11 protein-coding genes are annotated in these 10509 nt (G+C 61.3%); 9 read left to right on the forward strand and 2 right to left on the reverse strand.

Going from position 1 to position 10509, the window contains the following annotated elements:
• Positions 1–28: 28 nt before the first annotated feature.
• Complete coding sequence (locus HMPREF9538_RS03905) at positions 29–508, reverse strand: RrF2 family transcriptional regulator (RefSeq protein ID WP_000888203.1); 480 nt, start codon at positions 506–508, stop codon at positions 29–31.
• Between the two features lie 413 nt (positions 509–921).
• Positions 922–1833 (reverse strand): LysR family transcriptional regulator, encoded by a 912-nt coding sequence (locus HMPREF9538_RS03900; protein WP_002914199.1) that lies wholly within the window; start codon positions 1831–1833, stop codon positions 922–924.
• 115 nt (positions 1834–1948) lie between these two features.
• Here HMPREF9538_RS03900 and speB point away from each other — a divergent pair, with 115 nt between their 5' ends.
• From speB to HMPREF9538_RS03855, 9 genes are all read left to right on the forward strand, one after another.
• Positions 1949–2899 carry an agmatinase gene (gene speB / locus HMPREF9538_RS03895; RefSeq protein ID WP_009486148.1) on the forward strand — a complete coding sequence of 317 codons (951 nt, stop codon included), beginning with the start codon at positions 1949–1951 and terminating at the stop codon, positions 2897–2899.
• A gap of 10 nt (positions 2900–2909) precedes the next feature.
• Positions 2910–3773 carry a sugar phosphate isomerase/epimerase family protein gene (locus tag HMPREF9538_RS03890; RefSeq protein ID WP_009486149.1) on the forward strand — a complete coding sequence of 288 codons (864 nt, stop codon included), beginning with the start codon at positions 2910–2912 and terminating at the stop codon, positions 3771–3773.
• Complete coding sequence (locus HMPREF9538_RS03885; RefSeq protein ID WP_004145695.1) at positions 3770–4837, forward strand: isopenicillin N synthase family dioxygenase; 1068 nt, start codon at positions 3770–3772, stop codon at positions 4835–4837. Before HMPREF9538_RS03890 ends, HMPREF9538_RS03885 begins: the two co-directional genes overlap by 4 nt.
• Before the next feature lie 19 nt (positions 4838–4856).
• On the forward strand, positions 4857–5660 hold the full coding sequence (locus HMPREF9538_RS03880; protein WP_019704833.1) for an ABC transporter substrate-binding protein: 804 nt from the start codon (positions 4857–4859) through the stop codon (positions 5658–5660).
• Positions 5661–5690: 30 nt separating this feature from the next.
• Positions 5691–7211: an amino acid ABC transporter permease/ATP-binding protein gene (locus HMPREF9538_RS03875; RefSeq protein WP_004212910.1), complete on the forward strand. Its 1521-nt coding sequence runs from the start codon at positions 5691–5693 to the stop codon at positions 7209–7211.
• Entirely contained in the window at positions 7212–7940 is a 729-nt protein-coding gene (locus HMPREF9538_RS03870; protein WP_009486151.1) for a class II aldolase/adducin family protein, read from the forward strand. It abuts the gene before it with no gap.
• A gap of 5 nt (positions 7941–7945) precedes the next feature.
• Entirely contained in the window at positions 7946–8878 is a 933-nt protein-coding gene (locus HMPREF9538_RS03865) for a 2-hydroxyacid dehydrogenase (protein WP_009486152.1), read from the forward strand.
• A gap of 60 nt (positions 8879–8938) precedes the next feature.
• Positions 8939–9733, forward strand: coding sequence for an SDR family NAD(P)-dependent oxidoreductase (locus HMPREF9538_RS03860; protein WP_009486153.1), 795 nt, complete (start codon positions 8939–8941; stop codon positions 9731–9733).
• 155 nt (positions 9734–9888) lie between these two features.
• Positions 9889–10509, forward strand: a complete 621-nt coding sequence (locus HMPREF9538_RS03855; protein WP_009486154.1) for a hypothetical protein — start codon at positions 9889–9891, stop codon at positions 10507–10509.

Consider the following 10509-nt stretch of genomic DNA (forward strand, 5'->3'; position numbering starts at 1 on the left):
TTTTTTTTTTTTCGTCACCAGAAAATGATTAATGCGCTTTTTTAAAGCGGGCGATCATTTCCGGCACCGGGTCGCAGCCGCTGGTATCGGCGTTTTTGACCGCCTCCAGCGCGCTGGCCACGGTATGGCGAGCGAGGACGTTTAACGAAGCCTGCTCTGCTTCATCGGCAACCGATTTGAAGTACCAGCAGGCGTTGGCGCTGACCACGCAGCGGGCCGGGACGTCAGGACGCGACGCCCACAGTTTTTTATCTTCGATAACCGAAAGATAGATATCACGCAGGGTGATCTTGTCCGCCGGACGGCCAAGATGAATTGAGCCGTTGCGGCCAAGCGTGGAGACGATAATGCCGTCACGAGTTAGCGGAACCATTAGTTTACGGATAAAGCTCGGGTTCGCTTCCAGGCCGTAGGCCAGAATCGCACTCGTCGAACGTTCACCCATCTGCTCCGCCATTGCTACGCTGAGAACCATCTGCAAAGCTGTCGGGAAGCGGTAATCTAACATGGCAGTGTCCTGGGTTGCGGTGAATCTTGTTCTTTTTGGCACCGCAGAGGTGAATAATCAATGAACAACAATATAACAAATACGGGAATTTTTTTGAAGCAATCTGCGGTTAGCCTGCGAAGTAAATTTTCTGATTTCACGGGCAAAGGCGGGGCAAACACAGATTCCCCTTCGTACCGTTTTATTTAACGCAAACGCCATCCTTTGTTCCGCTAGCCGCGCCCTGTCGCCCCGCGACCTGTCCACACCAGCGGCGCCTAACCCTGTGGATAACCTGGAGGCAGTTGCCTGGCAGCCGCAGCCCGGGCGGGCTACCGGCAGCCGTTCGTTTTTTGAACAGGGAAAACTCCCCCGCCGGGCTGCGCGCTGAGCGCCAGAGCCACCACCCCGGCGGAGGGAAGCCCCTACCCCACTCAGTAATTCCACTTCGGCCGCGCTACCGTATTTTTCTTCAGCAGGTCGCGGAACGCTTTCAGGTAGGGCTCATTGCTGCGCCCGCGCTTACAGATGGCCGAGAACGGCGACTGAAAGCCAAACTCGTTGGGCAGCAGCACCCGCAGGCGGTTCTCTTTGATCCACGGCCAGGCGTAATGCTCCGGCAGATAGCCAATATATTTCCCCGAGAGGATCAGCAGCAGCTGGGCGTCGACGGTCTCGACGGTAGCGCTCCCTTTGCTGAAGCCCCGACGGCGGAGATCGCTGGTGTTCCAGTAGCTGCGGGTCACCAGTGGGCACTGGCTGATCTGCTCTTTATCGAGCTGGCGGCTGAAGAACATCGGGTGCAGATCGCTGCAGTAGAGCCAGTGCTGTTCACGGTACAGCGGCTCGCTGATGATGTTATGCACCTGCGAGTTGTAGCTGCCGATGGCCAGGTCGATATGGTTGTTCAGCACGCCGTTCAGTTGCTCCGCCGGGGTGCGGATAATCAGTTTGATATGCACATGGGGAAATTTGTCGCTGAAGCTGCGCAGAACCACCGGCAGCGAGAGCGCCGTTTCGGTCTCGATGGAGTCGAGCGTCGAGATGCACAGGGTGCCGCTGTGCTCCCCTTTGAGCAGCGCCGACTGCCGCTCCAGCTCATTGAGTTCGCTCAGTACGCGGATCGCCTGCTGTAAAAACTGCTGACCTTTCTCGGTCAGAGAAAAGCCGCCGCGCCCGCGCTGGCAGAGGGTGAAGCCGAGCTGTCCCTCCAGCTGCGACATCGCATTGCTGATGGCGGAGACCGAAATACCCAGCTCCTGCTGGGCCCGGCTGTAGCTCTCCAGGCGGGCCACCGCCTCGAAAACCTGCAGCTGGCGAATATTGAGGCTGGCGTCGTGATGCATCGTATTTAGTTCACCAATAAATGAACTGAGTATTTACGCCAGACGATGTAAAGTCCAGCGCGGGTTGCGCACTATCTCTCCTGTTACGTTTCATCCGTCAGATTCAGGAGCAGACATGGATAACCTCTTTCACCAACCGCAGGGTGGCAATGAGATGCCACGCTTCGCCGGCCGCGCCACAATGATGCGCCTGCCGTTTATTGAAGATTTACAGGGACTTGACGCGGCGTTTGTCGGCATTCCGCTGGATATCGGCACCTCGCAGCGCTCGGGCACGCGCTACGGACCACGCTATATTCGCGCCGAATCGGTGATGATCCGTCCGTACAATATGGCGACCGGCGCCGCGCCGTTCGACTCGCTGTCGGTGGCTGATATCGGCGATGTGCCGATCAATACCTACAGCCTGCTCAAATCGGTGCAAATTATCGAAGATTACTACACTGGTTTGAATAGTTATCCGCTGATCCCGCTAACCCTCGGCGGGGACCACACCATTACCCTGCCGATCCTGCGGGCGCTGACCAAAAAACATGGTCCGGTGGGGCTCATCCACGTCGACGCCCATACCGACACCAATGATGAGATGTTCGGAGAGAAAATCGCCCACGGCACCACCTTCCGCCGCGCCGTTGAGGAGGGACTGCTTGACCTCAAACGGGTGGTGCAGATTGGTCAGCGCGCCCAGGGCTATGCCGCCGGCGACTTCCAGTGGGGCGTTGACCAGGGCTTTCGCCTGGTGCAGGCGGAGCAGTGCTGGCATACCTCGCTGGCGCCGCTGATGGCCGAAGTCCGCCAGCAGATGGGCAACGGGCCGGTGTATCTCAGCTTTGATATCGATAGCCTCGATCCCATCTGGGCTCCGGGAACCGGGACGCCGGAAGTTGGCGGTCTGACCTCCATTCAGGCGCTGGAGATCGTCCGCGGCTGCCGCGGCCTGAATCTGATTGGCGCCGATCTGGTCGAGGTCTCGCCCCCCTACGACGTGAGCGGTAATACCTCCCAGCTGGCGGCCAACCTGCTGTACGAGATGCTCTGCGTCCTGCCCGGCGTGAAGTACGCCTGAGGAAGCCGCCATGGAGCTGAAATGCTTTCGCACCCTCTGGGGAGTGACGACCCCCTGGCCGCAAACGCTGGATGAACTGCAGCGTGTCGGCTGCTGCGGTATCGAAGCCCGCGTGCCGTTAACGGTGGCCGAGCGGCGGCAGCTCGCCGACCACCTGCAGGCGTCGGGGCTGGAGTATATCGCCATTCTTTTCAGCGGCGGCGGGGTGCTCCCCGCCCAGCATGAAACGCCCGAGCAGCATCTGGCGCGCCTGCAGTCCCGCTTCGCCGAGGCCAGCGGCCTCAACCCGCGCTTTGTCAATTTGCTGGCGGGCAACGATCGCTGGCCGCTTGCGCAGCAAGTCGATTTTCTCGGCAAGGCGCACGAGCTGGCCGCCGGGTTTGGTTTGACCTGCAGCTTTGAAACCCATCGCGCCACCTCGCTGTACAGCCCGTGGCTCACCCTGGAGATCATTCAGCAGCTCCCCCAGCTGCGCTTTACCGCCGACATCAGCCACTGGGTGGTGGTCAGCGAGCGCCTGCTGGATGACCCCAGCGATGACTTCAGCGCCTTTATCGACCGCGTGCATCACGTGCAGGCCCGGGTGGGCTACGACCAGGGGCCGCAGGTGCCGCACCCGGCGGCGCCTGAGTATCAGCCGGCGCTGGCCTTTGCCGAGCGCTTCTGGCAGCAAATCTGGCGTTCGCAGCGCCAGCGCGGCTACCCGCAGACCACGCTGACCCCGGAGTTTGGCGCCGACGGCTATCTGCACCATCTGCCGTTCACCAACGTTCCGGTGGCCGATCTCTGGTCGCTCAACGCCTGGATGGCCACGCGCCAGCAGGCCCACTTTCAGCAGTTTTTAACGCTCACTGAACAGGAACCGCAGCCATGACCGCCGTGAAGCACGCTTTTACTGAACTCCCGACCATCGATATCCGCGATCTGGCCGGCGATGACCTCGCCAGGCGTCAGGCGGTGGCCGACGCCATCGGCCGCGCGGCGCGCGAGGTGGGCTTTTTCTACATCACCGGCCACGGCATCGACCCGGCACTGATCGCCGGCGTCCGCGAGGCGGCGAAGCAGATCTTCGCCCTGCCGATGGAGGAGAAGATGAACTATTACATCGGCCACTCCAAAAGCCATAAGGGCTACGTTCCGGAAGGAGAAGAGATCTACGGCTCCGGCAAGCCGGACCATAAAGAGGCTTTCGATATCGGCTTCCAGGCAGCGGATGACCATCCGCTGGTGCTCGCCGGTACGCCGCTGATCGGCGCCAACGAGTGGCCCGATCTGCCGGATTTCCGCGCGCGGGTGCTGGCCTACTACGACGCGGTTTTCGCCCTCGGCCACCGTCTGTTCGACGCTTTCGCCCTCGCGCTCGGCCTGCCGGAAGGGTATTTCAAACCGATGGTGACCTGCCCGCCGGCTAAGCTGCGGCTGATCCATTACCCGTTCGACGCCAGCGTCGAAGATGTTCCCGGAATTGGTGCACACACCGACTATGAGTGCTTCACCCTGCTGCTCGCCGACCAGCCCGGCCTTGAGGTTCTCAATGAAGAAAGCGTGTGGATCGATGCACCTCCCGTCAAGAACGCCGCCGGAGAAGAGGCGTTCGTGATCAATATCGGCGACATGCTGGAAGTGCTCAGCGCTGGCACATTTGTTGCTACAGCCCACCGGGTGCGCAAAGTGCCGCAGGAGCGGTACTCCTTCCCGCTGTTTTTCGCCTGCGATTACCACACGCTGATCCGTCCGCTGCCGACTTTTCTCGCCGCCGGCGAAGCCGGTGAATATCAGGAGCTCAGCATCGGGGAGCATATGTGGAGCCAGGCCCTGCAAACCTATCGCTACCTGCGCGAAAAGGTCAATCGCGGTGAACTTCAGCTACCGGAGCGCGCGCGCGGCACCAATACGTTTGGCCATTTGAAAAAACAGGCTCAGCAAAAAAACCCCTAACTACCCGTGAGGAACCATGATGACTAGCACCCTGAAAAAAATCTCGCGCCGTGTCGCGCTTACCCTCGCCGTCAGCGCCTGTTTTTCCCCTGTCACCCAGGCGGCGGAACTGCTGACCGAGGGCGTCTTTAAGGTGGGGATGGAGGTCACCTACCCGCCGTTTGAGTCCTATGACAGCAATAACAATATCGTCGGTCTCGACCCGGAGTTTGCCGCGCTGATCGCCCAACATCTGCAGGCCAAACCGCAGCTGATCGACACCAAGTTCACCAGCCTGATCCTCGGCATCGGCAAGAAATATGACGCGGTGATCTCCGGGATGTACGTGACGCCGGAGCGCCAGAAACAGGCCGACGCCATCCCTTACGCCCTCTCCGGCGCGTCGATCATCGCCCTGAAGGGCGGCGCGGTGCAGCCGAAAACCGAAGATGAGCTGTGCGGCGTGAAGGTCGGTCTGCAGGCGGGCACCACCTGGGTGACCAGCCTGAAAAAACACTCCGACGAGTGGTGCCTGAAAAACGGCAAACCGGCCATCACCATTCAGGAGTTCCCGACGGCGCCGGAAGCCTCCCAGGCGCTGCTGTCGAAGAACATCGGCGCCCAGCTTGAGATTGCCCCGGCGGCGCAGATCATTGTCGACAAGAGCCGCGGCCGCCTGGCGATAAGCTCTACGCGCCTGGTCTACCCGCTGCCGCTGGGGATCTACGTCGCCAAAGGCAACACCGAGCTGGCGGAGGCGATCAAGGCCACCCTGGCCACGCTGAAGGCCAACGGCCAATATGCCGCGTTGATCAAAAAATACAACTTAGAAAGCATCGATTAAAACAATAAGCACTGCGCAACAGGAGTCAGTATGGCGTTCGATTGGGGATACTTTTTTTCATTGTTTAGCATTGGGGCATTCTGGCAGGCGTGCGTGACTGTCATCGTAATCAGCACCTTGTCCTGGGGGATCGGCCTGGTGGTCGGTTTTCTGTTAGCCTGCGCGAAGCTCTCGGCGCCGCGCTGGGTCAAGATCCCCGTCGAACTCTATATCTGGTTTTTTCGCAGCGTGCCGCTGATGGTGCTGCTGGTGTTTGTCTACAACCTGCCGCAGCTGTTTCCGGTGACCCAGCCGCTGCTCGGGGTGCCGTTTATCGCCGGGCTGGTGTCGATGACCGTCACCGAGGCGGCCTATATGGCGGAGATCCACCGCGGCGGGCTGCTGTCGGTGGCCAAGGGGCAGAGCGAGGCAGGCCATGCGCTGAGCTTCAGCTTTATCGGCATCCAGCGGCTGATCGTGATCCCTCAGGCGTTTCGCATCTCGCTGCCGACGCTGATCAATGAATACATCACCATCATTAAGCTGAGCTCGATTCTGTCGGTGGTCTCCTTACCCGAGCTGCTGCTCACCGGCCAGCGCTTGTATGCGCAGAATTTCCTTGTGATGGAGACCCTGCTGGCGGTAGCGGTGTACTACGTGATGGTGGTTACCGTCTTCACCTGGCTGTTCCGGGCGCTGGAAAATCGTCTCGATATTCAGCGTAAGCGTCCGCAAACCCTCAGCGAGGCGGAATGCCAGGCGCTGCGCCAGAGCCTGCCGGCGCTGACGGAAGAGATCAAAACGCCGGCCGTCAACGGCGCGCCGCCAGCGCTCGATCTGCGGGGCATTCGCAAATCCTGGGGGCAGCATGAGGTGCTGAAAGGCATCGATCTGCAGGTGGAGAACGGGGAGGTGATCAGCATCATCGGCCCGTCCGGCTCCGGCAAAACCACCCTGATCCGCACCATCAACGCCCTCGAAAGCCTTGATGGCGGGGAGATCATTCTCTACGGCGAGGACTATCTTAAGGGCGGAGCCATCGTCGACAAACGCCAGATGCGCGCCGGGGTACGGCGCATCGGCATGGTCTTCCAGAGCTTCAACCTGTTCCCCCACCGCACGGTGCTCGACAACGTGATGCTGGCCCCGCGCTATCACCAGCTGCTGGACCAGCCGGTCGCCCGCGAGCAGGCCCTGGCGCTGCTCGACCGCGTCGGCCTGCTGGCCCATGCCCACAAGTATCCCGGACAGCTCTCCGGCGGCCAGCAGCAGCGCGTGGCGATCGCCCGGGCGCTGGCGCTGAAGCCGGACATCATGCTGTTTGACGAACCGACCTCGGCGCTGGATCCCGAGCTGGTAGGCGAAGTGCTGAAGGTCATTCAGTCGCTGGCCCGCGAAGGCATGACCATGCTGATTGTCACTCACGAGATGGACTTCGCCCTGTCGATTTCCGACCGCGTGGTGCTGATGGAGAACGGCGTGGTGCAGGCCGATATCGCCCCGCAGGTGATCCGCAGCCCGCTGGAGGCGCCTTCTCTGCAACGAATCCGTGAATTTATGGGAGTACGCTAAATGGCAACTGAGCAACACCTGCGCCAGCAGCTGGCCGCCGCCTACCGGCTGGCGGCGCTGTTCGGCTGGGAGGATACCCTCTACACTCACTTCTCCGTGCGCCTGCCCGGCGACGGCGAGCCGCGTTTTTTTATTAATCCCTTCGGCATGATGTTTGACGAAGTCACCGCCAGCAACCTGATCGTAGTGGATATGGAGGGTAAGGTCGTAGCGGGAGACGCACCGGCTAACTCGGCGGGGTTCACCATCCACAGCGCGGTGCATATGGCCCGGGAAGACGCCCACTGCGTGATCCACACCCATACGCTGCCGGGAATGGCGGTGGCCGCCTGCGAGGATGGCCTGCTGCAGCTCAACCAGATCAGCACCGAATTTTACCAGCGCGTCGGCTACCATCCCTATGAAGGGGTGGCCTTTGACCTCGACGAACGGGCGCGCATCCAGCGCTCGCTGGGGAATAATATCGCTATGATCCTGCAGAGCCACGGCCTGCTGTCGGTGGGCCGCACCGTGGCTGACGCGTTTTACATCATGTACTACCTGAACCGCGCCTGCGAGATCCAGATGGCCGCCGCCCAGCTGGCGGCCCTCAGCCCGATCCACACCATCGCCCCGCACCTTAGCCAGCACGCCTGCGAGCAGCTGATGGGCGTGGAGCATGAACGTCAACAGGTCTGGCAGGCGTGGCTGCGCCGTCTTGACCGTCTCGATACCTCTTACAAAGACTAACGCCTATGTCTGATATCACTATCGTGGTGGATTGTAACGACGCGGATTTCGCCCGCGATATCTGCGCCGCCCTGCAGCAGTTTCCCGACGTCACGGCGCTTCTGCCCCATCACCAGGCGGCGCGCGACGCCCAGTACGCCAGCTGCTGGTTCCCGGACCCGCAGCTGTTGACCCGTTCGCCGGGGCTGAAGCTGATCCAGGCCGCGTCCGCCGGGGTCGATCATCTGCCGCCCGCGCTGTTCGCCAGCGAGATCCCGCTGTGCCGGGTGATCGATGAAGATTTTCGCCACGGCATGTTCGAATATGCCCTGTGGAGCGTCCTGTGGTTTCAGCGCCATTTCGACCGGGCGCTGGCCCACCAGCGGACCCAAACCTGGAAGCTCTATCCCCAGCGCGCCGCCGCCGACTTCCATATCGGCATTATGGGGCTCGGCGAAATTGGCGGCTATATCGCCGACCAGCTGGCCCGCCTCGGCTATCGGGTCTCCGGCTGGTCGCGCAGTGAAAAGCAGCTGGCTGGCGTCACCTGCTATCGCGGCGAGGAGGCGCTCGACCACTTTCTTGGGTCGCTTGACGGGCTGATTAACCTCCTGCCGCTCACCGCGCAGACCCGGGGTATCCTCGCCGCGCCGCTGTTCAGCCGGCTACCCGCCGGGGCGGTGTTGATCAATTGCGGCCGCGGGGAGCATATGGTCAATGAGGATGTGCTGGCGGCGCTGGAGAGCGGCCAGCTCGCCGGGGCGGTGCTCGACGTCTTCCCGCAGGAGCCATTGCCGGCGGACGATCCGCTGTGGCGCCATCCGCAGGTGGTCATCACCCCACATATGGCCTCTGCGGCCTCTGCCGAGGTGATCGCCCGCCAGCTGCTGGAGAACATTCAGCGCCAGCGCCGCGGGCTGCCGCTGAAAAACCTGGTCAATAAGCACGCCGGTTACTGATCCCCGGCTATATCGCCGCTGCTACGCTTAATAGGAGATCCACAACCAGAAGGCAGGAACATGAAAATTGATTTAGCGGGAAAAGTCGCGCTGGTCACCGCCTCCACGGCGGGTATTGGCTTCGCCATCGCCAAAGGCCTGGCGGAGAGCGGCGCAGAGGTTATCCTTAACGGGCGCAGCGAGCAGAGCGTGAACGCCGCGATCGCCCGGCTGCAAAATGAGGTGCCGGGCGCGAAGGCGCGCCCCGCCATCGCCGACCTCAGCGACGCCGACGGCGCAGCGCAGCTGCTGCGGGCCGTGACCGGCGTCGATATTCTGGTCAATAACGCCGGGATCTATGGCCCGCAGGATTTCTACGCCACCGACGACGCGACCTGGGACAACTACTGGCAGACCAACGTCATGTCCGGCGTACGCCTGTCGCGGGGGCTGCTCCCGGCGATGGTCAACAAAGGCTGGGGGCGGGGGGGGTTTTTTTCCTCAGAATCGGCGCGCAATATCCCGGCGGACATGATCCACTATGGCGTCACCAAGACCGCGCAGCTGTCGCTGGCCCGCGGCCTGGCGAAATATGTCGCCGGCAGCGGAGTGACCGTTAACAGCGTTCTGCCAGGGCCAACGATTTCCGACGGCTTTGCCGAAATGCTGAAAGACGAAGTGGCGAAAACCGGTCAGTCGCTGGAGGAACTGGCGAAAGCGTTTGTCATGACCCATCGTCCGAGCTCGGTGATCCAGCGGGCGGCCTCGGTGGCAGAGGTCGCCAATATGGTGGTCTACGTCTGCTCGCCGCAGGCGTCAGCCACCTCCGGCGCCGCGCTGCGCGTCGATGGCGGCGTGGTGGATGATATTCTCTGAATCCCCTTTATGCAGGGGAGCCCCCTCCCCTGCCGCCTTCCCGGGCGCTAAAAAGCGCAAAATGTTAAAAAACAGCCGCAAAGTCGCACAAAGTGAACAGGAACATGTATTCCCAGAACTTATGATATTTGTTTTAAGCATAAGTTGTGGTGTTAATGTCTCTGTTACGAAGCTTGCTTTTCTTTCTCGGCGCGGCGGTCGCGGCCGCCCTCGCGGTACTCTGCCTGTGGGTGGATATTCGGGTGTTTGGCAACGACATCCCGGAGGTGTCGCTCACCGAAGTGGTCCAGGAGAGCGTGCTGGCCGTTATCGTGCTGGTTCATCTGCTGCTGGCGCGGAAATATGCCCACTTGCGCTATAGCAATATCCTCATCGGCGGCTTCTTTCTCGCCATGCTGATCCGCGAACTGGATGGCCTGTTTGATTTACTCTCCCACGGCAGCTGGGTGTGGTTTGCCCTGCTGGCCACCGCGGGGTCGCTGCTGTTGCCGTTGCGCCATCTGCGTCAGACTCTGTCGCAGCTGGCGGCGTATACCCGCACGCCCTATTACGGGATGATGATCAGCGGCCTGCTGGCGATTCTGGTCTTCTCTCGGCTGTTTGGTATGCACGGCCTGTGGTACGCCGTGCTGGATGAGAACTTCGCCCGGGTGGTGAAAAACACGGTCGAGGAAGGCAGCGAGTCGTTTGGCTATATGCTGTGCCTGACCGCCACCCTGGGCTACGCCTGCTACTTCCGCGGTCTGGCGCGACAGGCCCTGTCGTCGCAGCGCTAA

The sequence above is a fragment of the Klebsiella sp. MS 92-3 genome (assembly GCF_000195655.1).
Taxonomy (GTDB): Bacteria; Pseudomonadota; Gammaproteobacteria; order Enterobacterales; family Enterobacteriaceae; genus Klebsiella; species Klebsiella pneumoniae.

Coding starts and splice junctions, on each gene's coding strand:
- HMPREF9538_RS03905 (WP_000888203.1), bottom strand. CDS start 508: ATGTTAGATTACCGCTTCCCGACAGCTTTGCAGATGGTTCTCAGCGTA.
- HMPREF9538_RS03900 (WP_002914199.1), bottom strand. CDS start 1,833: ATGCATCACGACGCCAGCCTCAATATTCGCCAGCTGCAGGTTTTCGAG.
- speB (WP_009486148.1), top strand. CDS start 1,949: ATGGATAACCTCTTTCACCAACCGCAGGGTGGCAATGAGATGCCACGC.
- HMPREF9538_RS03890 (WP_009486149.1), top strand. CDS start 2,910: ATGGAGCTGAAATGCTTTCGCACCCTCTGGGGAGTGACGACCCCCTGG.
- HMPREF9538_RS03885 (WP_004145695.1), top strand. CDS start 3,770: ATGACCGCCGTGAAGCACGCTTTTACTGAACTCCCGACCATCGATATC.
- HMPREF9538_RS03880 (WP_019704833.1), top strand. CDS start 4,857: ATGACTAGCACCCTGAAAAAAATCTCGCGCCGTGTCGCGCTTACCCTC.
- HMPREF9538_RS03875 (WP_004212910.1), top strand. CDS start 5,691: ATGGCGTTCGATTGGGGATACTTTTTTTCATTGTTTAGCATTGGGGCA.
- HMPREF9538_RS03870 (WP_009486151.1), top strand. CDS start 7,212: ATGGCAACTGAGCAACACCTGCGCCAGCAGCTGGCCGCCGCCTACCGG.
- HMPREF9538_RS03865 (WP_009486152.1), top strand. CDS start 7,946: ATGTCTGATATCACTATCGTGGTGGATTGTAACGACGCGGATTTCGCC.
- HMPREF9538_RS03860 (WP_009486153.1), top strand. CDS start 8,939: ATGAAAATTGATTTAGCGGGAAAAGTCGCGCTGGTCACCGCCTCCACG.
- HMPREF9538_RS03855 (WP_009486154.1), top strand. CDS start 9,889: ATGTCTCTGTTACGAAGCTTGCTTTTCTTTCTCGGCGCGGCGGTCGCG.